This is a genomic window from Acidovorax sp. GW460-11-11-14-LB4, from assembly GCF_059423685.1.
Map to the genome: position 1 here is coordinate 26,191 of NZ_JBWKYJ010000013.1, position 22,531 is coordinate 48,721.

Annotated in this window: 25 protein-coding genes; 10 read left to right on the forward strand and 15 right to left on the reverse strand. The window is 65.8% G+C overall.

What is annotated here, in order from left to right:
* Positions 1–227 precede the first annotated feature (227 nt).
* The 7 genes from AC07X4_RS07470 (at position 228) to AC07X4_RS07500 (ending at position 6,776) form a co-directional block, all read left to right on the forward strand.
* Entirely contained in the window at positions 228–2,279 is a 2,052-nt protein-coding gene (locus tag AC07X4_RS07470) for a TonB-dependent siderophore receptor (protein ID WP_494739695.1), read from the forward strand.
* A 31-nt stretch (positions 2,280–2,310) separates the two neighbouring features.
* Positions 2,311–3,456 carry a PepSY-associated TM helix domain-containing protein gene (locus AC07X4_RS07475; RefSeq protein ID WP_494739696.1) on the forward strand — a complete coding sequence of 382 codons (1,146 nt, stop codon included), beginning with the start codon at positions 2,311–2,313 and terminating at the stop codon, positions 3,454–3,456.
* Between the two features lie 36 nt (positions 3,457–3,492).
* Positions 3,493–4,329, forward strand: coding sequence for a hypothetical protein (locus AC07X4_RS07480; protein ID WP_494739697.1), 837 nt, complete (start codon positions 3,493–3,495; stop codon positions 4,327–4,329).
* Positions 4,326–4,694: a hypothetical protein gene (locus AC07X4_RS07485; RefSeq protein ID WP_436077664.1), complete on the forward strand. Its 369-nt coding sequence runs from the start codon at positions 4,326–4,328 to the stop codon at positions 4,692–4,694. The genes AC07X4_RS07480 and AC07X4_RS07485 overlap by 4 nt, the downstream gene beginning before the upstream one ends.
* A gap of 181 nt (positions 4,695–4,875) precedes the next feature.
* The gene (locus AC07X4_RS07490; protein WP_056746822.1) at positions 4,876–5,523 is read left to right on the forward strand and encodes a trimeric intracellular cation channel family protein; all 648 of its coding nucleotides are present in this window, start codon (positions 4,876–4,878) and stop codon (positions 5,521–5,523) included.
* A 105-nt stretch (positions 5,524–5,628) separates the two neighbouring features.
* Positions 5,629–6,315, forward strand: a complete 687-nt coding sequence (locus tag AC07X4_RS07495; protein WP_494739698.1) for a transglutaminase-like domain-containing protein — start codon at positions 5,629–5,631, stop codon at positions 6,313–6,315.
* The gene (locus AC07X4_RS07500; RefSeq protein ID WP_056066051.1) at positions 6,315–6,776 is read left to right on the forward strand and encodes a PaaI family thioesterase; all 462 of its coding nucleotides are present in this window, start codon (positions 6,315–6,317) and stop codon (positions 6,774–6,776) included. The genes AC07X4_RS07495 and AC07X4_RS07500 overlap by 1 nt, the downstream gene beginning before the upstream one ends.
* Positions 6,777–6,852: 76 nt before the next feature.
* Here AC07X4_RS07500 and AC07X4_RS07505 read toward each other — a convergent pair whose 3' ends face one another.
* A complete protein-coding gene (locus AC07X4_RS07505; protein ID WP_494739699.1) occupies positions 6,853–7,740 on the reverse strand; it encodes a LysR substrate-binding domain-containing protein in 888 nt (295 codons plus the stop codon).
* 132 nt (positions 7,741–7,872) lie between these two features.
* On the opposite strand from AC07X4_RS07505, the gene AC07X4_RS07510 reads away from it, so the two are divergent.
* Positions 7,873–8,475 carry a short chain dehydrogenase gene (locus tag AC07X4_RS07510; RefSeq protein ID WP_436077660.1) on the forward strand — a complete coding sequence of 201 codons (603 nt, stop codon included), beginning with the start codon at positions 7,873–7,875 and terminating at the stop codon, positions 8,473–8,475.
* A gap of 99 nt (positions 8,476–8,574) precedes the next feature.
* Here AC07X4_RS07510 and AC07X4_RS07515 read toward each other — a convergent pair whose 3' ends face one another.
* The 5 genes from AC07X4_RS07515 to AC07X4_RS07535 form a co-directional block, all read right to left on the reverse strand.
* Positions 8,575–9,579, reverse strand: coding sequence for a Bug family tripartite tricarboxylate transporter substrate binding protein (locus tag AC07X4_RS07515; RefSeq protein ID WP_436077659.1), 1,005 nt, complete (start codon positions 9,577–9,579; stop codon positions 8,575–8,577).
* A gap of 162 nt (positions 9,580–9,741) precedes the next feature.
* Entirely contained in the window at positions 9,742–10,485 is a 744-nt protein-coding gene (locus AC07X4_RS07520; RefSeq protein ID WP_110960154.1) for an SDR family NAD(P)-dependent oxidoreductase, read from the reverse strand.
* Positions 10,482–11,693, reverse strand: coding sequence for a 3-oxoadipyl-CoA thiolase (gene pcaF / locus AC07X4_RS07525; protein ID WP_494739700.1), 1,212 nt, complete (start codon positions 11,691–11,693; stop codon positions 10,482–10,484). Before pcaF ends, AC07X4_RS07520 begins: the two co-directional genes overlap by 4 nt.
* 36 nt (positions 11,694–11,729) lie before the next feature.
* On the reverse strand, positions 11,730–12,380 hold the full coding sequence (locus AC07X4_RS07530; RefSeq protein ID WP_494739701.1) for a 3-oxoacid CoA-transferase subunit B: 651 nt from the start codon (positions 12,378–12,380) through the stop codon (positions 11,730–11,732).
* A gap of 29 nt (positions 12,381–12,409) precedes the next feature.
* Entirely contained in the window at positions 12,410–13,111 is a 702-nt protein-coding gene (locus AC07X4_RS07535) for a 3-oxoacid CoA-transferase subunit A (RefSeq protein WP_099729378.1), read from the reverse strand.
* Between the two features lie 91 nt (positions 13,112–13,202).
* Here AC07X4_RS07535 and AC07X4_RS07540 point away from each other — a divergent pair, with 91 nt between their 5' ends.
* Positions 13,203–14,003, forward strand: coding sequence for an IclR family transcriptional regulator domain-containing protein (locus tag AC07X4_RS07540; protein ID WP_494739702.1), 801 nt, complete (start codon positions 13,203–13,205; stop codon positions 14,001–14,003).
* A gap of 139 nt (positions 14,004–14,142) precedes the next feature.
* Here AC07X4_RS07540 and AC07X4_RS07545 read toward each other — a convergent pair whose 3' ends face one another.
* Complete coding sequence (locus tag AC07X4_RS07545; protein WP_199170782.1) at positions 14,143–14,364, reverse strand: hypothetical protein; 222 nt, start codon at positions 14,362–14,364, stop codon at positions 14,143–14,145.
* A gap of 207 nt (positions 14,365–14,571) precedes the next feature.
* Between AC07X4_RS07545 and AC07X4_RS07550 the strand changes: the two genes are divergently transcribed.
* Positions 14,572–15,006, forward strand: a complete 435-nt coding sequence (locus AC07X4_RS07550; protein ID WP_056066079.1) for a DUF1841 family protein — start codon at positions 14,572–14,574, stop codon at positions 15,004–15,006.
* Between the two features lie 86 nt (positions 15,007–15,092).
* Here the strand turns inward: AC07X4_RS07550 and AC07X4_RS07555 are convergent, their stop codons facing one another.
* The 8 genes from AC07X4_RS07555 to AC07X4_RS07590 all read right to left on the reverse strand — a co-directional run bounded on the left by AC07X4_RS07555 (position 15,093) and on the right by AC07X4_RS07590 (position 22,494).
* Complete coding sequence (locus AC07X4_RS07555; RefSeq protein WP_494739703.1) at positions 15,093–15,968, reverse strand: isocitrate lyase/PEP mutase family protein; 876 nt, start codon at positions 15,966–15,968, stop codon at positions 15,093–15,095.
* An 11-nt stretch (positions 15,969–15,979) separates the two neighbouring features.
* The gene (locus tag AC07X4_RS07560; protein ID WP_494739704.1) at positions 15,980–17,188 is read right to left on the reverse strand and encodes an ABC transporter substrate-binding protein; all 1,209 of its coding nucleotides are present in this window, start codon (positions 17,186–17,188) and stop codon (positions 15,980–15,982) included.
* A gap of 68 nt (positions 17,189–17,256) precedes the next feature.
* Complete coding sequence (locus AC07X4_RS07565; RefSeq protein ID WP_056066088.1) at positions 17,257–17,997, reverse strand: ABC transporter ATP-binding protein; 741 nt, start codon at positions 17,995–17,997, stop codon at positions 17,257–17,259.
* A complete protein-coding gene (locus AC07X4_RS07570; RefSeq protein ID WP_235509412.1) occupies positions 17,981–18,766 on the reverse strand; it encodes an ABC transporter ATP-binding protein in 786 nt (261 codons plus the stop codon). Before AC07X4_RS07570 ends, AC07X4_RS07565 begins: the two co-directional genes overlap by 17 nt.
* Before the next feature lie 68 nt (positions 18,767–18,834).
* Complete coding sequence (locus AC07X4_RS07575; protein WP_494739705.1) at positions 18,835–19,806, reverse strand: branched-chain amino acid ABC transporter permease; 972 nt, start codon at positions 19,804–19,806, stop codon at positions 18,835–18,837.
* 9 nt (positions 19,807–19,815) lie between these two features.
* The gene (locus tag AC07X4_RS07580) at positions 19,816–20,679 is read right to left on the reverse strand and encodes a branched-chain amino acid ABC transporter permease (protein WP_056066095.1); all 864 of its coding nucleotides are present in this window, start codon (positions 20,677–20,679) and stop codon (positions 19,816–19,818) included.
* Between the two features lie 16 nt (positions 20,680–20,695).
* Positions 20,696–21,229 carry a 3-isopropylmalate dehydratase small subunit gene (locus AC07X4_RS07585; protein WP_056746835.1) on the reverse strand — a complete coding sequence of 178 codons (534 nt, stop codon included), beginning with the start codon at positions 21,227–21,229 and terminating at the stop codon, positions 20,696–20,698.
* On the reverse strand, positions 21,226–22,494 hold the full coding sequence (locus tag AC07X4_RS07590; protein ID WP_494739706.1) for a 3-isopropylmalate dehydratase large subunit: 1,269 nt from the start codon (positions 22,492–22,494) through the stop codon (positions 21,226–21,228). The genes AC07X4_RS07585 and AC07X4_RS07590 overlap by 4 nt, the downstream gene beginning before the upstream one ends.
* Positions 22,495–22,531 lie beyond the last annotated feature (37 nt).

Below are 22,531 nucleotides of genomic sequence, written 5' to 3' on the forward strand. Positions count from 1 at the left end.
CACTGCCAGCCAGCGTCCCGAAAAGCCACGCGAGCCAGCGCCTTCAGCGTTTGTCCGCCTTTCTCTCCATCGGGACCTCCATGTCTTCTCTGCCTTCGCGCGCGGCGCTTTCACCGCGTTCCTCGCATACCTGCCTTTGTTCCATCCCGTCCTGTTTCGCCACCTTTAGTCCCAGGGCCGGGCTGTTTGCCCTGACCCCGCTGGCCCTGTGCCTTGCCCAGGCCGCCATGGCGCAGCAGGCCAGCACACCGGCCGCCGACACGGCAGTGACCGCGCCCCAGCTCCAAGAAGTCCGCATCAACGCCAGCACCGAAAAAGACATGGGCTTTGCACCCGTGGAGGCCCAAACCGCCAGCAAGGCGCCCATGCGGCGGCTGGAGACGCCGCAGTCCGTCAGCGTGGTCACGCGAGAGCAGATGGAATCGCGGCAGATCACCAATGTGCAGCAAGCGCTGCAGACCGTGGCGGGGGTCAGCCCGGTCAACTTTGGGCGCCGGGGGTTTGACGACCTGAATATCCGGGGCTTTCGCTCCACCGAGTCCATCCTGGTCGATGGCCTGGTGCAAAGCCCGGGCATGTGGGCCAAGCTGCAGCCTTATGGCTACGAGCGCTTCGAGGTGCTCAAGGGCTCGGCCTCGGTGCTCTATGGCCAGGTGCAGCCGGGCGGCATCGTCAACGCGGTGAGCAAGCGGCCCAAGAAGGAGGCGATCAACGAGGTGGGTGTGGAAGTGGGCAGCTTCGGCCAGCGCACGCTGCAGGCCGACATCAACCGGCCACTGTCCGAATCGGGCAAGACGGCGCTTCGCATCAATGCGCAGGTGTCCAACGCCGACGACCCCACGCAGTTCGTCTACCGCAAGGACCGGTGGTTTGCGCCCTCCCTGTCCATCGACCTGGGCGCGCAGACCGACCTGGTGCTGTTTGCCACCTACAGCCAGAGCGAGTGGATGCGCCAGCAGGGCATCACGCCTTACGGCACGGTGCTGCCCAACCGCAATGGCACGTTGTCACGCACGATGTTCACGGGCGATCCGAGCTTCGGTGTGTATGACGTGGAAAGCACCACGGTGGGCTACACGCTGGAGCACAAGATGTCGGAGGCCATAACCTTCCGCCAGAACGTGCGCTACGAGACCGAGAAGGGCACAGGCAACTTTGTCTCCAACCAGGCGCTGCAGGCCAACCAGCGGCTGCAGAACCGCCAGGCCTCGCGCCAGTACATGGACTACGACCTGCTGGCCACCGACACCTCGCTGCTGTCGCGCTTTGAAGCGCTGGGCGTAAAGCACCAGCTGGTGACGGGCCTGGATGTGCGCAGCGGCACCAGCCTGCTGGCCAGCCGCACCTGCCGCATCGGCGCGCTGGACTTGTTTGCGCCCGTGTACGGCATGCAGGCCACCTGCCCCGAGGCGCTGACCAGCGATGCGCCTTCCAAGCTCACCGTGGCGGGCCTGTATGCGCAGGACCAGATCAAGTTTGGCCAGGGCTGGACGGCCCTGGTAGGCCTGCGCCGCGATTGGTCCACCAACGACACCAACAACCGCGTGGCCAACACGCAGACGCGCCAGAAGGACAACGCCACCACGCTGTCGGCCGGCCTGGTGTACGAGTTCAAGCCGGGCTGGGCTGCGTATGGCAGCTATGGCGAGTCCTTCCTGCCCCAGTCGGGCCTGACGTTTGGTGGATCGAACTTCGTGCCCGAAACCGGCAAGCAGTGGGAGGCGGGCGTGAAGTACGAGGCCCCCGGTGGCCAGATCACCGGCGCGCTCGCCGTGTTCGACCTGGTGCGCCAGAACGTGACCACCGCCGACCCGGTGAACACGGGCTTCAGCGTGCAGACCGGCGAGCAGCGCGCACGCGGGCTGGAGCTGGAGCTGGGCGCCGACCTGAAGAACGGCTGGAAGATCACCAGCGCCTACACCTACACACAAAGCAAGGTCACGCGCGATAACAACGCGGCGATTGTGGGCCTGCCGCTCAACCTCACGCCGCGCCACACCCTCACGGCCTGGGCCACCTACAAACTGCCGCAGTACCAGCGGGTGACGCTGGGCCTGGGCGGACGTTATGTGAGCGAGCAGATCGGCTCGTACCCCTTCACGCTGCCGTCGTACTTTGTGGCCGATGCGTCCGTCAGCTACGTGGGCGAGAACTACCGCGTGACGGCGGGCGTGAAGAACGTGTTCAACAAGGCGTACTACGACGGCGCGATCAACGCCAACGTGGTCTCGCCCTCGCTGCCGCGCAACTTCAGCCTGGGTGTGACGTACTTCTTCTGACGCAGCGCCCCCACCCCGCCGCCCACACGCCATGACCAGCCAGCGCACGCTCAACCGCCTCTTCACCCTGCACTCCTGGGCGGGCATCGTCACGGGGCTGCTGATGTTCATCGTGTGCTTTTCGGGCGCGGTGGTGGTGTTCAAGAACGAGATCGACCTCTGGGCCAACCCTTCACTGGCAAAGCTGCCACGCTCTGAAAAGCCGGCCTCGCTCGACGCGGTGCTCACGCAGCTGCAGACCCGCTACCCAAGCGCGACGGTGGAGACCATCGCGCTGCCCGATGCCGTCAACCCCAGCTACTTCGCGTTCGTGCGCGAGCGCGGAGCCCCGGCCAACACGCGCACCAAGGTGGCCTTGCGCTCCGACACCGGCACGGTGGTGGGCCCGGTGGACAGCCAGCTCGGCCAGTACCTGCGCATGCTGCATGTGTTTTTGTTCTTCGGGCCGCGCTGGATCGTGGGGTTCCTCGGCGCGGCGATGCTGGTGCTGATTGCCACCGGCATCGTCATCCACCGCAAGATCCTGGCCGAGCTGTTCACCCAGCGCTGGGGCCGCAGCTTTCGCGTGGTGATGTCGGACCTGCACAAGTCCGCCGGCATCTGGGGGCTGGGCTTTCACATCCTGATCGCCACCACCGGCGCGTGGATGGGCCTGGCGCCGCTGTTCGAGCAGGGCTACAAGTTCATCACAACCCCTGCCGCAATGGCGCCCTCTCAGCCCGCGCGCAAGGCCGAGGGCAGCGAGCCTGCCCCCATGCAGTCGCTGGATGCGATGTATGCCACCGCGCAGCAGGCCGTGCCGGGGCTGGAGGCGCGCTATGTGTCGCTGCGCCGCTGGGGCACGGGCACCGCCGAGGCGGGTTTCACCGGCAACCTGAGCGGCCACCTGGCCAGCACCGCGCGGGTGGACATCCATGCCGTCACGGGCGTTCCCAAGAAGGTGCACGACCCACGCACGGCGGGCTTCTGGTCGCTGGTCAACAGCCTGATGGAGCCGCTGCACTTTGGCGACTTTGGCGGGCTGACGCTCAAGTGGCTGTATTTTTTTCTGGGCATGACCCCGGCGTTTTTGTCGATCTCGGGCACGCTGATCTGGCTGGATGCGCGCCAGCAGCGCAGGCGCGAGGCCGACGCGGCGCATCCGGCGTCCGCAGGCAACGCCATCGCGGCGGGCTGACGGGCACCCCCCCCCACCTTCCACACCACACCCACCATGCAACGTTTCTTTCTGGCCCTGCATGCCACCGTGCCCGCCGCGCTCCTCGTGGCGGTGTTCGTACACCTGTGGGGACCTGCGGGCTTGGCCCCGCTGGCGCAGCGGCCCGTGTGGACCGTGTGGGTGCTCATTGCCGTGTGGCTGCTGATGTCGGCCCTGGCCGCGTGGGCGCTGCGCACGCTGGCGCTATGGCGGGTGGCGCTGGGCAGCACTGGGGCACTGTTGGCGGTGGCAGCGCTCACCGGCCTGGCACTCGGTAGCGCCCTGGCACCTGCCATGGCCCTGGGCCTTGTGGTCACGGGTCTGGCCTGTGCGGGCGTGGCGGCGTTCATGGGCCCGCAGCGGGTGCAGCAGGTTCATCGGCGCCGGGGGAGTCGCCCGTCCATTGCTGCTATAGCGGCGGCACCACGGCATGTGGTGTCCCACACGGGCCGCCCCTGGCCCCTGGCACCGCTGGCGCACCTGCCCTTCTGGCTTTGCGCGGCGCTGGCGGTGGAGTCATTCCGTCTGGCGCACATCGTGGCGGTTGAGCCCGCTCGATCGGCCGGCATGCTGGGCCTGCTGCTGTCGTTTTTTGTCGGGTTGCCTGCGGCCACGGTGCGCACCTGGGCGCCTCGCACCAGCGCCCTGCTGTGGCTGCTGGCAGGGCTGGCCTGTGCCGGCCTGGCAGCCAAGGCTGGGCTGCGGCAAGGTTGGGTGGCCGCCATGCTCTGCACGGCAGCAGCCTGCAGCAGCGTGCGGCCGCTGCACCACCGGCTGGGGGCCCGGGGCCTGGGCCATCGCAGCCGCACCCGTCACACCCCGCGCCACCCACAGCCCTCGGAGACCGCATGAACGAACTGCTGGGCATTGCCGCCGCCTTGGCCTCGCTGGTGGCACTGGCCTGCTGGGCCCGCACAGTGCCCACCCGTGCGTGGGGCGATGACACACCCACGGGTGCGGCGCGATGGTGCGCCAAGGCGGTGGCGCTGGGCACCTTGCTGTTGCAGACCACCACCGCCAGCCTGGCTGCTGGCTGGGTCGCCGGTGTGGCCCTGGTGCTGGCCGCATGGATGGTGCTGGGCTGGTTGCTGGTGCTGGCCATGAACCTGTGGCCCCAGGCCAGCCAGCGCTGGGCACTGCGGCTGGGGTGGCTGGGCCTGGGCGGATGTGTGCTGGCGCTGGTGGCCTGCGCATTGGGCGAGGGCCTGCTGCGCTGAGTGGACGCAGGCGAGTGCTACACCGGGACCTGACGGGGCCTACCGGGCATACACAACGCCCATCTGCACATTTCTTGCTCAAAATGCACTCAAGCGCTAATGATTCATGCCTCATTAGCTATCAAATAGATAGCGATTAACCCCCCATGGAATCGCCAGCGGCCACGGCACAATCGTCGCCATGGATTCGCTGATCATCAACGCCCCCTGGGTGCACACCCTGCGCTTTGTGCTGGAAGTGGCCGCCACCGTGGCTTTCGCACTGTCGGGCGTGATGGCCGCCGCGCGCAAGCGGCTGGATGCTGTGGGGGTGTGCGTGGTGGCCTTTGTGGCTGCGTTCGGCGGCGGCACGCTGCGCGACCTGTTGCTGGACCAGCGGCCCTTTTTCTGGATTCGCCACACCGAGTTTGTGTGGGGCATTCTGGCGCTGTGCATTGGCGCCATGCTGTTCATGCGCCAGCGGCACTTTGAGCCCACCGAACGCGCCATGCTGCTGCCCGATGCCATCGGCCTGGGCCTGTTTGCCGCTGTGGGCGTGGACATTGCCACCGCCATTGGCATGCCACCCATCATCAGCGTGATGATGGGCGTGACCACCGGAGTGTTTGGCGGTGTGCTGCGCGACGTGCTGTGCAACGAGGTGCCCCAGGCCTTCAGCGACCACCGGCCCTATGCGCTGTGCGCGTTTGCGGGCGGCTGGGCCGACGTGGCCCTGCGCCAGATGCAGGCTCCCGACTGGGCACCGCTGGTGGTCTGCGTGCTGCTCACCGCCGGGCTGCGCGGGCTGGCGGTGTGGCGCAACTGGGAGCTGCCTGCGTGGCGGGTGTGATGGGGGCATCGGCCCCCTCCCGCGCAGGGCTGGCACGCCTGTGACAGCATCGGGTGCCCGAGGCCCGCACACTGGCCTCCGTCCGATTGCAGGAGACACACAACAATGACCACCGCACCCACGCCCGCACACCTGCGTGCCACGGCCCTTATCGACAGCGACGCACCTTCGATCCAGGCCTTTGCTGCCCAACACGCGCACGGCGCCACCGACCGCGAACGCGCGGTGGCCCTGTACCTGGCCGTGCGCGATGGTTTCCGCTACGACCCCTACCGCATCGACCTGTCGCCCCAGGGTATGACGGCCAGCACCGTGCTGGCCAACGGCTACGGCTGGTGCGTGCCCAAGGCCGCGCTGCTGACGGCCGTGTGCCGTGCGGCGGGCATCCCGGCGCGCATGGGGTTTGCCGATGTGCGCAACCACCTGAGCACCGAGCGCATGCGCGAGACCATGAAGACCGACCTCTTCATCTGGCATGGCTACACCGACATCTGGCTGGACGGCGCCTGGCGCAAGGCCACACCCGCCTTCAACATCGAGCTGTGCGAGCGCTTTGGCCTGCTGCCGCTGGAGTTCGACGGCGAGAACGATTCCATCTACCACCCGTTCGACCAATCGGGTGCACGCCACATGGAATACGTGCACCAGCGCGGCGCGTTTGACGACATGCCGCTCGCGCAGATCGTGGCTGACTTTCGCACGGTGTACGGCGGCTGGCTGCAGGGGGACGCCACCCGCAGCAGCCTGCAGGACGCCAGTTTTGCCAACGACATAGACAAGGAAGCCCGCTGATGACGCACGCCCCCGAGAACGCCACCACCGCCCCCATCCCCGCAGGTTTTGCGCCGCTGGTGGCCGGGGGCCCTTACATCCAGCACAACGGCCCGCTGTATGTGCTGCACCAGGGCAATGTGGTGAAGTTCGGCTTTCGCGTGGAGCCGCGCCACACCAATCCCATGGGCAACCTGCACGGCGGCATGATGGCCACCTTTTGCGACATGCTGGTACCCCTGTCGGTGCACCGCAAAAGCGACCAGGTGTCAAACCGCTTCCTGCCCACCATCAGCCTGCAGATTGACTACCTGGCCCCCGCCCCGCTGGGCGCCTGGGTGGAGGGCGAGGCCGAGCCGCTGCGCATCACACGCTCGCTGGTGTTTGCGCAAGGGCTGGTCACAGCTGATGGCGTGCCCTGCGCGCGGGTGAGCGGGGTGTTCAAGATCGGGCCCGTGGCGCCCCGCGACGCCGTGGAGTGAGCGGCACTGGGCATCACGCCCAAGGCCCCAAGCCTCCAGCTGCGCGCCCCCGGCGCGCAAGCCTGACCCGTACCGCTCAGGCTGCGCCCAGCGCGCCCACCACATGCTCCACAAACCGCGCCAGCTTGGGCAGTTGCCGCCGGTCGGGCGCATACACCAGGTGCATCGGGCGCGGCACGGGCAGGCAGTGCTGCATCACCGGCACCAGCGCGCCACTGGCCAGGTCGTCAGCCAGTAGCACCTCGGGTTGCATGATCAGGCCCAGGCCGCGCAACGCCGCCTGGCGCAGGCCATCGCCCTGGTTGCACACAAAGCGCGCGTTCTCGGGCCAGAAGAAATCCTCGTTGCCGTCGCGCAAAGTCCATTCCACCCGGCGCTGCCACACCGAGTGGCTGAGGCACTGGTGGCGCGCCAGGTCGGCCGCGCGTTGGGGCGTGCCGTGGCGCTGCAGGTACGCGGGTGCTGCGGCAATCACCATGCGATAGGGGCGCAGCGGGCGCGCCACCAGGCCCTCGTTCACCACCTGGCCAATGCGCACGGCCACGTCAAAGCCCTCGCCTGCCAGGTCCACCACGCTGTCGGTGAGCTGCAGGTCCACACGCACCTGGTCGTGGCGCTGCAGAAAGTCGGCCACCAGCGGCGCGATCACGTGGTTGCCCAGCGTGAAGGGCGCGCTCACCCGCAGCAGGCCCTGCGGCACGGCGCGGCTGCGCTCCACGGCGGACTCAGCCCAGCGCACCTGCTCCAGCACGCGTTTGCTGTCGTCGTAGAACGCGGCGCCCACCTCGGTCAGGCTGTTCTGGCGCGTGCTGCGCTGGAACAGGCGTGCGCCCAGGTGGGTCTCCAGCTGCTGGATGTGCTTGCCCACCATCACGGCGGAGATCTGCAGCTGGCGCGCGGCAGCGGCAAAGCTGCCGGCCTCCGCCACGGCCACCATGACTTCCATATTGCGCAGCCTGTCCATGGCAACTCCCTCAATTCCTAATCAATGGTTAGCACAAGCATAACTTGTATGTACTTTATATTCCGATTGATTAGCAAAAGAATCGGGCTGTCAGTTCCTCATCAACCCTTTTTGACACCCAAGGAAAACACCATGTCCAAGATTCTTCTCATCGGCGCGAGCGGCACCATCGGCCAGGCCGTGCTGGCCAACCTGGGCACACGCCACGACGTGATCACCGTGGGCCGCAGCAGCGGCACGCACCGTGCGGACTTCTCGCAGCCAGGCGCGGTTGCCCAACTGTTCGAGGCGGTGGGCAAGGTCGATGCCATCGTGAGCACCGCAGGCAACCTGCACTTTGGCCCGCTGGCCGAAATGACGACCGAGCAGTTCAACCTGGGCCTGCAGGACAAATTGCTGGGCCAGGTGCAGCTGGCGCTGGTCGGCCAGAAGTATCTGAACGATGGCGGCTCCATCACGCTGACGGCGGGCATCCTGTCGATTGAGCCCATCCGCAACGGCGCCAGCGCCACGGCCGTGAACGCGGCCATCGAAGGTTTTGTGGCTGCCGCCGCCATCGAGCTGCCGCGCGGCCTGCGCATCAACGCCATCAGCCCCACGGTACTGACCGAGTCGATGGGCAGCTACGGGCCGTTCTTCCCGGGGTTCGAGCCGGTGCCCGCCGCACGCGCGGCGCTGGCCTACCAGCGCAGCGTGGAAGGCGCGCAGACGGGGCGTGTGTACCGGGTGCAGTGATCCCGCCGACCCGAATGTGAAACGAAAATAGCTGCTACCGCCCGATGCATGAGCGGTAGCAGCTATCAATCTGGTAGCTACAAAAAATCTTGGTAGCGCTTAGTCCAGGCTCGCCCCAGACTCCTTCACGACCTTGCCCCACTTGACGGACTCGGCCTGGATGAAGGCAGCAAACTGTTCGGGCGTTTCGCTGTACGTCTCGGCGCCCTGCTCGTTGATCTTCTTCTTGACCTCAGCCTGGTTCAGCACCTTCACCAGTGCGGTGTTGAGCTTGGCCAGCACCGGCGCAGGCGTGCCGGCGGGCGCAAACATGCCAAACCACGAGGTGGCTTCATAGCCGGGCACGCCGGCTTCGGCGATAGTCGGCACGTTGGGCAGCTCGGGCGAGCGCTTGGCCGTGGTCACGGCAATGGGCACCAGCTTGCCACTGCGCACATGCTGGATAGCCGAGGGCATGTTGTCGAACATGATGCCGATCTGGTTGCCCAGCAGGTCGGTGACGGCCGGGGCGCTGCCCTTGTAGGGCACGTGCACCATGTCCACCTTGGCCAGGCTCTTGAACAGCTCGCCCGACAGGTGGATGGAGCTGCCGTTGCCCGACGAGCCAAAGTTGACCTTGCCGGGGTTGGCCTTGGCGTAGGCGATCAGTTCCTTCACGCTCTTGTAGGGCTGAGCGGGGTTGGCCACCAGCAGGTTGGGCACATTGGCCACGCGGGTCAGCGGTGCAAAGTCCTTGATGGGGTCGAACGGCATCTTCTTGTACAGGCTGGCGTTGATGGCGTGCGTGCCCACCGTGCCCATGAAGAGTGTGTAGCCATCTGCCGGGGCCTTGGCCGCCATGGCGCCGCCGATGTTGCCGCCCGCACCTGCGCGGTTGTCCACGATGACGGACTGGCCCAGCTCGGCGGTCAGCGCCTGGCCGATGATGCGGGCCAGGATGTCGGTGGTGCCGCCTGCCGCAAAGGGCACGACGATGGTGACGGGCTTGCTCGGATAAGCCTGGGCGAGCGCAGCGCTGCTGCCCAGCAGGCCGATACCAGCGAGGGCGGTGACTGCAGCGGCCGACAGCGCGAAGCGGCGGGTGGTGTGGATGGAATGGGTCATGGTTTGTCTCCTTCAAGAAGGTGGATGAATGAATGGGTCGGTGCCACCAGGGCCGCGTGGGCCCGCGTCTGGCCGCGCCGTGGCCTCAACCGGGCGCCGAGGCCTCCGGACGAGAACGGGGGGTGCCCCTTGCGGGGCGGCAAGGAAGATCAGTTCAGGTTGCTAGACAGGCGCCACTCCCAGCGTGGTGCCTCCGCACACGTACAACACCTGCCCGGTCACGAAACCGTTGTCGGGCGAGAGGAAAAACAGCGCTGCGCGCGCCACGTCATCGGGCGTGCCCATGCGGCCCACGGCAATGCTGTTCAGGATGCGCTGCGTTTGCGGCGCACCGTCGGGGTTGCTCTGGCGGAAGAGTTCGGTGGCGATGGGCCCAGGGCCGATGGCGTTGACGGTGATGCCGTCACGCCCCAGCTCCATGGCCAGCGTGCGTGTCATGCCGATCATTCCAGCCTTGGTGGCGGAGTAGACGATGCGCTCGCCCTTGCCCAAAGCGGCGCGCGACGACATGTTGACGATGCGGCCCTGCCCGCTGCCGCGCAGCGTGGGCAGAAAGGCTTGCACCAGCAGCATGGGTGCACGCAGGTGCAGCCCTACCACGTCATCCAGTTGGGCTGTGGTCGCCGTGTCGATGGTGCCAGGGCGCGTGGCGCCCGCGTTGTTCACCAGTGCGGTGACGTTGTGCTTGGCCGCAATCTCGGCCGCGCGTTCGCGGGTCGAGGCTTCGTCGGTCAGGTCGCCCTGGTACGAGGTGAGTTGCGGGTGGCTCCAGGTGGGCAGCACGTAGTCCAGGTTGACCACGGCGTGGCCCTGGGACAGAACGGCTTCGGCAATCGCGCGGCCGATGCCGTTGCTGGCACCCGTGATGACAGTGACCGGTGTCGGGTTGCGCTCGATCACTGTCACACGCGCTCCAGGATCACGGCAATGCCCTGGCCCACGCCGATGCACATGGTGCACAGCGCGTACTGGCCGGCGTGTTCGTGCAGGCGGTTCACAGCGGTGGTGACCAGGCGCGCGCCGCTGGCGCCCAGCGGGTGGCCCAGCGCGATGGCGCCGCCCCAAGCGTTCACGCGGGCATCGTCGTCCTTGAGGCCCAGCGCGCGCAGCACGGCCAGGCCTTGCGCGGCAAAGGCTTCGTTCAGTTCGATCACGTCCATGTGGTCGATGGTCAGGCCCGTCTGCGCCAGCACCTTCAGGGTGGCAGGCGTGGGGCCAAAGCCCATGATGCGCGGCGCCACACCGGCCACGGCCATGCCCACCACGCGGGCGCGGGGCTTGAGGCCATATTTGGCAGCATTGGCCTCGTCGGCCAGCAGCAACGCGCAGGCGCCGTCATTCACGCCGCTGGCGTTGCCCGCCGTCACCGTGCCATCGGGCCGCACCACGCCCTTGAGCTTGGCCAGCGCTTCCAGGCTGGTCTCACGCGGGTGCTCGTCCTGGCTCACGATGATCGCGTCGCCCTTCTTTTGCGGGATGTGCACCGGCACGATCTCGCGCGCCAGATGGCCGGCCTTGATGGCGGCCACGGCGTTGAGCTGGCTGCGCAGGGCCATCTGGTCCTGGGCTTCGCGCTCAATCTTGAAGTCGGTGGCCACGTTCTCGGCGGTTTCGGGCATGGAGTCCACACCGTACTTTTCCTTCATCAGCTTGTTGACAAAGCGCCAGCCAATCGTCGTGTCATACACCGCGTTGTTACGGCTGAAGGCCGACTCTGCCTTGGGCATGACGAAGGGGGCGCGGCTCATGCTCTCCACACCGCCCGCGATCATCAGACCTGCCTCGCCCGCCTTGATCGCGCGCGCTGCGGTGCCCACGGCATCGAGCCCCGAACCGCACAGGCGGTTGATAGTGGCGCCGGCCACATCGATGGGCAGGCCCGCCAGCAGGCTGCTCATGTGGGCCACGTTGCGGTTGTCTTCACCAGCCTGGTTGGCGCAGCCGTAGAGCACGTCGGTCACGGCCGCCCAGTCCACGCCGGGGTTGCGCTCCATCAGCGCCTTGATGGGGATGGCACCCAGGTCGTCGGTGCGCACGCTGGAGAGCGCGCCGCCGTAGCGGCCAAAGGGGGTGCGGATGGCGTCGCAGATGAAGGCTTGGCGTTGTGTGCTCATGGTTTTGTCTCCTCGTTGCTTGGGGGGTGGATTCGTTCAGGCGGCAGAGCGGATGGGCAGGCCCACCAGTTGCTCCAGCTCAGCGTGCGACAGGCCGGGCACGGTGTCGATGAGCTGCAGCCCGGTGGGCGTGCAGGCCAGTGTGCACAGATCGGTGTAGATGCGCTTCACGCACGCGACACCGGTGAGCGGGTAGGTGCACTGCGTCACGATCTTGCTCGCGCCCTGCTTGGTCAGCAGATCCATCATCACCCAGGTCTGCTTGGCGCCGATGGCCAGGTCCATCGCGCCGCCCACGGCGGGGATGGCGCCGGGCTCGCCCGTGCTCCAGTTGGCCAGGTCGCCCGTGGCGCTGACCTGGAACGCGCCCAGCACGCAGATGTCGAGGTGCCCGCCGCGCATCATCGCGAAGCTGTCGGCGTGGTGGAAGTACGCGCCGCCGGGCAGCAAGGTCACGGGCTGCTTGCCCGCGTTGATCAGGTCGTAGTCCTCCAGCCCTGCAGCGGGCGCAGGGCCCATGCCCAGGATGCCGTTTTCGCTTTGCAGGATGACTTCGCGGCCTGCCGGGATGTGGTTGGCGACCAGGGTCGGCTGGCCGATGCCCAGGTTGACGTAGGCGCCGTCGTGGATGTCTTGCGCCACGCGTTTCGCCAGCTCGTCTTTACTACGCTTTTGATAGCTGCTCATGCTTTTTCTTTCTGCGCTTGGTGGCGATATCACGCGGATTTCTTGAATCCGCCCGCCTGCGTGGCCGTGCGGTCGATCTTCACCACGTGCGTCACATAAATGCCCGGGGTGACGATGGCTTCCGGGTCCAGCGCGCCCAGCTCCACCACCTCGTGCACGGTGGCAATCGTGGTCTTGGCAGCCGTGGCCATCACGGGGCCAAAGTTGCGCGCCGACATGCGGTAGGTGAGGTTGCCCCAGCGGTCGCCCTTCTCGGCCTTGACCAGGGCCACATCGCCATGGATGGGGTATTCGAGCACGTAGTGTTTGCCATTGATCTCGCGTGTTTCCTTGCCCGCAGCCAGTTCGGTGCCATAGGCCGTGGGGCAGAAAAAGGCGCCGATGCCCGCGCCCGCAGCGCGCAGGCGCTCGGCCAGATTGCCCTGGGGCACCAGTTCCAGCTCCAGCTTGCCACTGCGATACAGGTCATCGAACACATAGCTGTCCACCTGGCGCGGAAAGCTGCAGATGATCTTGCGCACCTGCCCGGCCTTGAGCAGCGCGGCCAGACCCTGGTCCGCATTGCCTGCGTTGTTGTTGACCACTGTGAGGTCACGTGCCCCCTGGGCGATGAGGCCATCGATCAGCTCACCCGGAATGCCGGCCGTGCCGAACCCACCAATCAACACCGTGGCACCATCCTTCACCCCCGCAAGGGCCTGGGCCACCGAGTCCGCCAGTTTGTTGATCATTGCAACGCTTTCTTGGTTTCTCTGTTGTCTCTTTGAAATTTGTTCGTATATAGAACAAATGTTCGCTTAAAGAATTATAGTTGGCATACGTATGAATTCCCAAACCCCTGAAGCCAAAGACCCCAAACCGAGCGACAGCTATGTGCAGTCGTTCGCGCGCGGGCTGGAGGTGATCCGCTCGTTCAGCGCGGCCACGCCGCAGCAAACCTTGAGCGAAGTCGCCGCGCAGACAGGACTCACGCGCGCCGGTGCGCGCCGCATCCTGCTCACGCTGCAGACGCTGGGTTATGTGGAGACAGACGGCAAGCTGTTTCGCCTGAGCCCGCGCATACTGGACCTGGGGTTTGCGTACCTCTCGTCGCTGCCCATCTGGAACCTGGCCGAGCCGGTGATGGAAGACTTGGTGGAAGAGGTGCGCGAGTCGTCATCGGCCGCCGTGCTCGACGGCCTGGATATCGTCTATGTGCTGCGCGTGCCCACGCATAAGATCATGCGCACCACGCTGGGCGTGGGCTCACGCCTGCCCGCGTGCTGGACGTCCATGGGCCGCATGCTACTGGCCGGGTTGCCGGACGACGAACTGCAGGCCCGGCTGCAAGGCCACCCCACGCAGCGCTTTACCGAACACACCACCACGGATGGGGATGCACTGCTGGCTCACATCCGTCAGGCGCGGCAGCAGGGCTGGTGCCTGGTGAATCAGGAACTGGAAGAGGGTTTGATATCGATTGCTGCGCCGCTGACCAACCGCACGGGGCAGACGGTGGCGGCGCTCAACATCAGCGGTCAGGCCAATCGCACGAGTGCGGCGGTGATGCAGGAGAGCCTGCTGCCCGCACTGCTGAGCGCGGCCCGGACCATTTCGCGCATGATGGGAGCGCCGAGGGGGTGACAGATAACGGCTGTCGGCAACCGGCACCAGAGATCACCCACCGCAACGAGCGGCCGGTGCTAAAGCTCCGATTACCGTCTTACGTGGATAGGGCGAGAACCGGAGCCGCAACACCCGTCACTCGCCACGGTGGATGAAATCAGTTCTTGCGAAAGCCGAGCACCAGCACCACGCCGCCGAGAACCATCGCGCCCAGGCTCAACCATTGGGGGATATTCACGGATTCCTTTTCTTTCACGGTCAACTCCAGCGGACCGATCTTGGCCTGGGTGGTGTCCTTGGTAAAGCTGAACCCCCCGGTCAGAAACCCGGCAAGGCCCACCACCAACAACAGCACACCAACGATTCGCATTGCATTCATGACACTTCTCCCGATGCCGGGTTTGGAGGACTGCAGCAAAGTGGACCCGGCTCCCGACCCTTGCGCCAGCCCAATGTAGGTGCGCCGGCGCACAGCCTGCGTAGGACGCCGCCCCGGCGCGATGTAGCGGCCGGGCGCAATCCGCATCACCTCCCCCGCCTCCCCTCTGACGCCAGGCCCTTGCCCTGCGTGCTACCCTCACGTCCCATGTTCAGCCCCTCCCAAGCCGATGTGCGCCGCTTTCTGTGTGGTGTGCACGCCAAGACCCAGAGCGGCGCCCCCATGGAAGCCATCGAGACGCTGGCCAGCCTGTGGATCGCCGAGCACCCCGAGTACCACGCCGACCTGTCCGACGCCGATGCTGCCGTGGCCCGCAACTACGACGAAACACCGGGCCAGACCAATCCGTTTCTGCACCTGTCGATGCACCTGTCGATCAGCGAGCAATGCAGCATCGACCAGCCCCGTGGCATCCGCCAGGCGGTGGAGCTGCTGACGGCGCGGCTCGACTCGCTGCACGATGCCCACCACGCCGCCATGGACTGCCTGGGCGAGATGCTGTGGGAAAGCCAGCGCTCCGGCCGACCGCCTGATGGCAACGCCTACATCGCCGCCGTACAACGCCGCGCCACGCGCGATTGATCCAGTAAGCCCCTGAAAAAGCGACAAAGGCCAGTGCCCCATGGGCACTGGCCTTTGTTTTTTGTGGTGAAAGCCTTCAGGGACGATCAAGCCGTTTCGTAGTGCGCCTGGCGCTCTTCCATCGCCTTCCAGCCGATCACTTCCTTGAAGTCGGCCATGCTGGTCTGTCCGCAGGGCAAGCCGTCCACATCGCCCGTGCGGCGGGCCGACAGCGTGGCCAGGTTCTTCTGCAAGGCGTGCACCGTGCTCATCAGCGTGACCACCGGATAAGTCGCAAAAGCCGCCACCTCTTCGATCTGCGACCGCGTCAGGCGCGACATCCACAGCCCTTGCATGAGCTGCAGCGACAGGCGGCGGCCCGAGGCATTGCGCAAGCGCACCAGGTCTTCATAGCCCTTGAAAGTGCGCGAGATAGGCTGGATCAGGTCCGCCCCCGCCTCTGCAAAGCGCGCGGCGCGCTCGATGGCCTCCTCGGGATCGGCCACATCGGTGCGTGCGACGATGAGGAAGTCCGGGTCCTGGCGGGCATCCACCGCCGCCTTGATGCGCGCCACGGCATCGGGGATGGACACCACAGGAGTTACCGCCGCCGCCGCCGGGCAGCGCTTGGGGCTGATCTGGTCTTCGATCGAGATCGCGGCCACGCCCGCCTTCTCGAACTCGCGCACCGTGCGGGCCACGTTGATGACATTGCCGTAGCCGGTGTCGGCATCGGCAAACACAGGCTTTTTCACCACGTTGACGATGTGGTGCACCACACCCACGTTTTCGCTGAGTGTGTAGACCTCCATGTCTGGCTGGCCCAGCAGCGATGCCGAGATGCCAAACCCCGTGGTGAAGATGCCGTCAAAGTCCGACTGGTCCACCAGCAGGGCCGAGAGGGCGTCCTGCGCACCGGCCATCCAGAAGGTGGGGCCCGACTGGATGCGCGCACGCAGCTGTTGTCGCAAGCTTGTTGTCATGGCGGGTGTCCTCAACGTTTCACGGGGTCGATGTAGCTGCCCATGGACACGAACTTCTGGTCCTTGAGCTCCATCAGCGCCACACCCGTCTGGCCGCGCCGCGCATAGCCACCGGCACTGACGGGCTGGAAGGTGATCTTGGGGCCGATCTTCTGGTCAAAGTCCTTCATGCCATCCAGCTCCGCCACCACCTTGGTGCGGCTCGGTTCGGCGCCAGTGCGCTTCAACGCCTCGACCGTCACAGCGGCCGACGAATAGCCCATGAGCGCCATCGAGGTGGGCGCCGACTTGGGATACAGCTTGGTGTAGCGCTGGAAGAACGACTGGATGGCTGGGTTGTTGCCGTCCACCGCGTCGTAGTACGAGGCCACATAAAGCTTGGACTGCGTCTTGCCCAGCAGCTCGATGAACTTGGGGTCGTTGAGTCCACCCGCACCAAACACCGTGGGCTTCCAGCCCAGCTTTTCGGCACCGCGGAAGAACTGCACCGCCTCCTGGCCCAGCGCGTAGACGATGACCACGTCCGGCTCGGCCTGCTTGAGCTTGAAGACCTGCGAGGTCAGGTCGGTCGCGAAGCGCTCGAAGGTCTGCGCCTCCACCAGCTTCATGCCGTGCTTTTCCATGCGCTGCACCGCAATGTCGTAGGCCGGTTTGCCCCAGCCGTCGTTCTGGTAGAGCATTGCGATCTTCTTGGCCTTGAGCACCTCCACCGCATGGTCGATGTAGGCCGCCGTCTCGGTGGACTGGGGCGACGGCAGCACGTACAGCAGATCACGTGGCGGGTTGGAGGTCAGGTCGGAGATGCTCAGCGCGCCAATGGTGGGCACCTTCTTGGTGGAGCTGTATTCGTAGGCGCTGATGTTGGTGGCATGGCCGATGTTGCCCACCATGGCAAACACCTTGTCGCGCTCGACCAGGAGCTTGGCGTTGGCCACCGACTTGGCGGGCTTGAGTTCGTCGTCATAGGTGATGAGCTTGATCTTGCGGCCATTGACGCCGCCCTGTTCGTTGACCATGTCGAAGTAGGTGCGCATGCCTTCGTCCACAGCCTTGCCCATGTAGGCCAGCGTGCCGGACAACGGCTGTGATGAGCCCAGCACGATCTCCTGGGTCAGCACGCCCTCTTCCTTGTTTTCGAAGGCATGCGCGCCCAGGGTGGCGGCCATCAGACTGGCAGCTGCAGCGGCCAGCAGGGTGCGGCGGGGAGTGAGGTGGGTCATGGTTTGTCTCCTGTGTTTATCGGTGGGAAGGGAACATGGGGAAGGAACTTGCAAAGCCGAACCTGCGGTCAGCCGCCCAGGTAGGCACGGCGGATGTCTTCGTTGCCTGCCAGCTCCGAAGCAGGGCCTTGCATCACGACACGGCCGGTCTCGATGACATAGCCTTCATCGGAGATGTCGAGCGCGATGTCTGCGTCCTGTTCCACGATCAGCAGCGTGAGGTTTTCGCGGTCGCGGATGTCGCGCAGCGTCTCGAAGATCGCGTCTTTCAGGATGGGTGCCACGCCCATGGAGGGCTCGTCCAGCATCAGCAAGCGCGGCTTGGCCAGCAGGCCCCTGGCAATAGCCAGCATCTGCTGCTCGCCGCCAGACAAGGTGCCGGCACGCGATGTGATGCGCTCCTTGAGCCTGGGGAAATAGCCCAACACACGGTCAATATCGTCACGCACCTCGGCGGCGGGACGCGTGTAGCCGCCCAGCACCAGGTTGTCGCGCACAGTGAGTTGCGCAAACACCATGCGGCCTTGCGGTACATGGGCAATGCCTCGCCGCACCAGCGCTTCGGCGGGCACGTTGGCGATGGACTGGCCGTCAAAAATGGCTTGCCCGTCACTGACGGGCAGCAGCCCCGAGAGTGCACGCATCAGCGTGGTCTTGCCCGCGCCGTTGGCGCCCAGCACACACACGATGCGGGCCTGCGGTACGCGCAGGCTCACCCCGTGCAGCGCGCGGATCTTGCCGTAGCCCGCGCTCAGGTTGTCCACGCTCAGCAGTGCGGGCGCACTGGATGGTTCAACGCCGTTTGCCACTCTTGCCTCCTCCGAGATACGCCTCAACCACGGCGGGATGGTTTTCGATCTCCCTGGGGGAGCCCTGCGCCAGGAAGGCGCCGTTGTGCATCACGGTGATCGTGTCCGAGATGGACATCACCAGCGGCATGCTGTGCTCGATGAGCAGCAGGGTCGCTTGCGTGCTGGCCTGCAGCCGCTTGAGTGTTTCGCCCAGGGCATCGATCTCACGGTTGTTCATGCCCGCTGCAGGCTCGTCCAGCAGCATCAGGCGCGGCTCCAGCGCCATGGCACGGGCCAGCTCCACCAGCTTCTGCGTGCCGTAGGGCAAGTCACGCACCACCGCATGGGCATGGGCTTGAAGGTTGAGCTTCTCCAGCACGGCCTCCACACGCTCACGTTCCTCGCGCTCCTCACGGCGCTGGCGTGGCAGGCCCAGCAGGGCCTCGACCAGCGTGGCGCGCATGGCCATCGACCGTGCAATCAGCACGTTGTCAAACACGGTCAGTTCAGCAAACAGTTCCAGGTTTTGGAAGGTACGGGCAATGCCCAGGCGCGCCACCTGGTGCGCCTTGCAGCCCAGCAGTTCCACGTCACCTGCGGCCGTGCGATACCGCATGGAGCCTTGCTGGGGCGTGTAGAAGCGGCTGATGCAATTGAGCATCGTCGTCTTGCCAGCGCCATTGGGCCCGATCAATGCGTGCACCGTACCGGGCATCACGTCGAAGCTCACGTCCTGCACGGCCACAATGCCGCCGAACGCCATGCGCACGCCCTGAATGCTGAGCAATGGGGTTGCCCGACCGGGTGCTGCCGACACAGTTGCCTGCAACGGCAATGTCTTGTCGTCCAATACCCTCATCGCACACCCCCGCTCTGCGCTGCATCAGCACCCGGCAGGCGCTTGCGCTTGAAGAGGCTGGCCAGCCCGTCGGGCAGGAACATCAGCGCCAGGATCATGGCCACGCCGTACAGCGCGCGCTGGAACTGATCAAACCCCAGGTAGGTGAGCAACTGCGGCGCACCGATGACGAACACCGCGCCCAGCACCGAGCCCAGGATGGAGCCCAGACCGCCCACGATGACCATCGAGACGAAGCTGATCGACACCATGATGCTGAACAGCGATGGGTCAATGAAGCGCACCAGCGGGGCATACAACGCACCCGACAGTCCGGTGTAGAAAGCACAGACGCCAAACGCCACCAGCTTGAGCGCCGTGGTGTTCAAGCCCAGAGCGCGAGCAGCTGTCTCGCTGCCCTTGATGGCCAGAAAGCCACGCCCAAACCGGCTGCGCGCGAGGTTGCGCGCCACCCACAGCGCACCCGCCAGCACCACAGCGGTGAACACGTGGTACGCGCGCTCGCCCAGCGCCCAGCCGAACAGCGTGGGGCCGGGCGCGCCCATGCCGTTCTCGCCGCCCGACATGTCGCCGCTGGACTTGGCGATCTCCACCGAGATCATCACGAAACCCAGCGTGGCAATCGCCAGAAACACCTCTTCCAACCGCAGGACGGGGAGCGCCAGCAACAAGCCCACCACGGTGGCGATGCTGGCCGCGATGAACATCGACAGCACCAGCGGCACACCAAAGTGCGTGGTCAAGATGGCCGAGCCATAAGCACCGATGCCGAAGAACACGGCACCCGCCATGGAGATCAGGTTGGTGTAGCCCGTGAGGATGTTGGTGCCAAACGAGGCCAGCGTGTAGATGATGACAAGCGTGAAGATGTACAGCACGTAGCCACCGGGCACAAGCGGCGCCAGCACGAAGGCCAGCACGAACAGCAGCGGGCCGAGCCAGGGGTATGCGTCAAAGACTTTGGTCATGGCGGCTCCTTAGACCTTCTTGATCTGGGCGCGGGCCAGCAGACCGTGGGGGCGCAGGATCAGGATGACCAGCATCACGATGAAGGGCACTGCGTCCTTCCAGGCCGAGGACACATAGGCGCCCGTGAGGTTCGACGACACACCGATGATCACGCCGCCCAACAGCGCGCCCGGCATGCTGCCAATGCCGCCCAATACCGCAGCGGCGAACGCGAAGTGCAGGGCATGCTGCATCATCGAAAAGTGCACGAAAGTCAGCGGCGCAATCAGCAAACCCGCCGTGGCGGCGATCACGTGCGACAGCGCCCAGGCCAGCGCATAGATGCGCTTGATCGGAATGCCCATGAGGCGCGCAGCCGTGGGGTTTTCCATGGTGGCCTGCATGGCGATGCCCAGCCGCGTGAAGCGAAAGAACGCAAACAGCAAACCTGCCAGCGTGGCGCATACGGCCACGATGCCCAGGTCGATGCCCGAGACGATCACACCGCCGATGTCGATGGGGGCAGCCGGGAAGATGCTGGGCAGCTCCTGCGTGTCCTTGCCCCATACCCAGATGGCCAGGTCGCCAAACACCAGGAAAAGGCCCAGTGTGCAGATCGCAGACGACAGCAGTGCCTTGCCGATGAAGCGGCGGATGATGAACCGTTCGATCGCCATGCCCAGCGCCGCGCCAAACAACAGCGTGAGCGGCACCACCGCCCACAGCGGCAGGCCCAGCTTGAACAGTGTGTAGGCCACAAAGGCCGAGAGCATGGCCGCTTCGCCATGCGCGAAGTTGAGGATGCCCGTCGCCTTGAACACCATTACGATGCCCAGGGCGATGAGCCCGTAGATGGCGCCCAGGGCGACGCCGCTCACAATCATCTGCAACATGGTGCGCTCCTGCCCGTCATGTCGCCGCAGCTGCAGCACGCTCGCGCGCCAGCCGGGCTTTGAGATACGGCGTGAACCCGCCCGCCTCGATGGTGGCGCGCTCGGTGGACGACCAGGGCTCGAACGGCAGCGCCTGGCCCGTGCGCTCGTTGACGACCACACCGCGCTCCCAGTCCACGCGCAGCGTGTCCCAGCGCTGCGTGGCGGCACGGATGCCCGGGCAGGTGATCAGCGGGAAGCCCATGCTGATCTCCCCCCGAAAGAAGCCGGGCGAGAAAGACTCGGCGATCACGCCGGCCACCCCGAGGTGGCGCATGGCGCGCATGGCCGGGTAATGCGGGTGGCCATAGCCAAAGTTCTGGCCGCCCACCAGCACATCACCTTTGGAGACGGATTGGGCAAAGCCAGGGTCGTAACTGGTCATGGTGACCGCCGCCAGTTCATTGATGTCGGTGATCTTGATGTTCTTGATGCCAACAATCAGGTCGATGTCGTAGTCGTCTTCGGTGAAGACCCAGGCCGCGCGGCCATGCAAGGTGGGCAATGTCATGCTGCGCTCCCTTCTGCGTTGGCGAGGTAGGGACGGGGGTCGGTGATGCAGCCTTCCAGGGCCGATGCCGCCACCACGGCAGCGTTGCAGATGAAGATTTCGGAGTCCGCACTGCCCATGCGGCCGGGCGTGTTGAGCGTGCCGGTGGACACAGCGCGCTGGCCATCGGTCATGGTGGCAATGCGGCCATAGCAATAGTCACAGCTCGACGAGCTGATGAACGCGCCTGCATCCACCAGGGTAGAGATCAGGCCTTCGCTGGCGGCCTGCGACATGATGGCCTGGGAGGTGGGCACCACATGCAGCTGGAAGCCCGGCTTGATCTTGCGGCCCTTGAGCACCTGGGCGGCAACGCGCAGGTCCTCCAGGCGGCCGCTGGCGCAGCTGCCAAGGTAACCCATGTGCACTTCCAGGCCTGCGTATTCGGTCAGGTCCCGGGTATTGGCGGGGCTGGGTGGCACCACCACGATGGGCGCCAGGTCGCTCACATCCACGGTCACCACACGGTCGTAGTGCGCATCGGCATCGGGGTAGACCGGGTCCAGGGCGATCTTGGAGCGGCCCTTGGCGTGTTCCAGCGTCTTGGCATCGGGGGCAATCAGCATCGTGGTCGCGCCCAGGAACATGGCCTGGCCGCAGATCGTCTGGCGGCCCTCAATGCTCATGGCGTCGATCACGGGGCCGCACAGCTCCACCACCTTGAAGCGGCAGGACGATGGCCCCATCACCCGCACCAGGTGGTGGAAGATGTCACGCGCCATCACACCGGGCTGCACCGTGCCGGTGACTTCGATCTTGACCGTGCCCGGCACCACGAGCGCCATGCGCTCGGAGACAAAGGTCTCCAGCACACTCTTGCGCGCTCCAATGGCCAACGTGCCGAACGCACCCAGCTGGCTCACATGCCCGTCGAAATGCACCGCAAACGCACCCGGCGTGGCGTAGCCCAGCTCGGCCGACACCTGGTGGCCAATGCCCTCGCGCTCGTGCACGGGCACGCCCTGCTCCTTGCCCCAGGCGCGGGTGACCTTGTGCAGCTCTTCCTCCTTGGGGGCGGCGGCCGGGACCATGTGGTCAATGAACAGCACAAAGCGCTCGGGGCTGGGCACCTTGTCCACACCGAACTCCTCCTTGGCCTCCTTGAAGAACACATCCGTGTAGCCCGGAAAGTCATAGGCAATCACGAAATCCGGCCTGGCCAGGATCTCGTCGCCCGCCCGGACTGCAGGCACCCCTGCAACCCGGGCGAGGATCTTTTCAGTCATCGTGTAAGACATGTGGCTTCACCCAGTTATCCACTAT

What these genes read in the sequence shown, in the direction of transcription:
- AC07X4_RS07475 (WP_494739696.1), top strand. Translation starts at nt 2,311, where the DNA reads ATGACCAGCCAGCGCACGCTCAACCGCCTCTTCACCCTGCACTCCTGG.
- AC07X4_RS07495 (WP_494739698.1), top strand. Translation starts at nt 5,629, where the DNA reads ATGACCACCGCACCCACGCCCGCACACCTGCGTGCCACGGCCCTTATC.
- AC07X4_RS07590 (WP_494739706.1), bottom strand. Translation starts at nt 22,494, where the DNA reads ATGACTGAAAAGATCCTCGCCCGGGTTGCAGGGGTGCCTGCAGTCCGG.
- AC07X4_RS07505 (WP_494739699.1), bottom strand. Translation starts at nt 7,740, where the DNA reads ATGGACAGGCTGCGCAATATGGAAGTCATGGTGGCCGTGGCGGAGGCC.
- AC07X4_RS07485 (WP_436077664.1), top strand. Translation starts at nt 4,326, where the DNA reads ATGAACGAACTGCTGGGCATTGCCGCCGCCTTGGCCTCGCTGGTGGCA.
- AC07X4_RS07550 (WP_056066079.1), top strand. Translation starts at nt 14,572, where the DNA reads ATGTTCAGCCCCTCCCAAGCCGATGTGCGCCGCTTTCTGTGTGGTGTG.
- AC07X4_RS07585 (WP_056746835.1), bottom strand. Translation starts at nt 21,229, where the DNA reads ATGACATTGCCCACCTTGCATGGCCGCGCGGCCTGGGTCTTCACCGAA.
- AC07X4_RS07545 (WP_199170782.1), bottom strand. Translation starts at nt 14,364, where the DNA reads ATGAATGCAATGCGAATCGTTGGTGTGCTGTTGTTGGTGGTGGGCCTT.
- AC07X4_RS07555 (WP_494739703.1), bottom strand. Translation starts at nt 15,968, where the DNA reads ATGACAACAAGCTTGCGACAACAGCTGCGTGCGCGCATCCAGTCGGGC.
- pcaF (WP_494739700.1), bottom strand. Translation starts at nt 11,693, where the DNA reads ATGAGCACACAACGCCAAGCCTTCATCTGCGACGCCATCCGCACCCCC.
- AC07X4_RS07510 (WP_436077660.1), top strand. Translation starts at nt 7,873, where the DNA reads ATGTCCAAGATTCTTCTCATCGGCGCGAGCGGCACCATCGGCCAGGCC.
- AC07X4_RS07540 (WP_494739702.1), top strand. Translation starts at nt 13,203, where the DNA reads ATGAATTCCCAAACCCCTGAAGCCAAAGACCCCAAACCGAGCGACAGC.
- AC07X4_RS07500 (WP_056066051.1), top strand. Translation starts at nt 6,315, where the DNA reads ATGACGCACGCCCCCGAGAACGCCACCACCGCCCCCATCCCCGCAGGT.
- AC07X4_RS07560 (WP_494739704.1), bottom strand. Translation starts at nt 17,188, where the DNA reads ATGACCCACCTCACTCCCCGCCGCACCCTGCTGGCCGCTGCAGCTGCC.
- AC07X4_RS07580 (WP_056066095.1), bottom strand. Translation starts at nt 20,679, where the DNA reads ATGTTGCAGATGATTGTGAGCGGCGTCGCCCTGGGCGCCATCTACGGG.
- AC07X4_RS07490 (WP_056746822.1), top strand. Translation starts at nt 4,876, where the DNA reads ATGGATTCGCTGATCATCAACGCCCCCTGGGTGCACACCCTGCGCTTT.
- AC07X4_RS07480 (WP_494739697.1), top strand. Translation starts at nt 3,493, where the DNA reads ATGCAACGTTTCTTTCTGGCCCTGCATGCCACCGTGCCCGCCGCGCTC.
- AC07X4_RS07530 (WP_494739701.1), bottom strand. Translation starts at nt 12,380, where the DNA reads ATGAGCAGCTATCAAAAGCGTAGTAAAGACGAGCTGGCGAAACGCGTG.
- AC07X4_RS07535 (WP_099729378.1), bottom strand. Translation starts at nt 13,111, where the DNA reads ATGATCAACAAACTGGCGGACTCGGTGGCCCAGGCCCTTGCGGGGGTG.
- AC07X4_RS07470 (WP_494739695.1), top strand. Translation starts at nt 228, where the DNA reads ATGGCGCAGCAGGCCAGCACACCGGCCGCCGACACGGCAGTGACCGCG.
- AC07X4_RS07515 (WP_436077659.1), bottom strand. Translation starts at nt 9,579, where the DNA reads ATGACCCATTCCATCCACACCACCCGCCGCTTCGCGCTGTCGGCCGCT.
- AC07X4_RS07575 (WP_494739705.1), bottom strand. Translation starts at nt 19,806, where the DNA reads ATGACCAAAGTCTTTGACGCATACCCCTGGCTCGGCCCGCTGCTGTTC.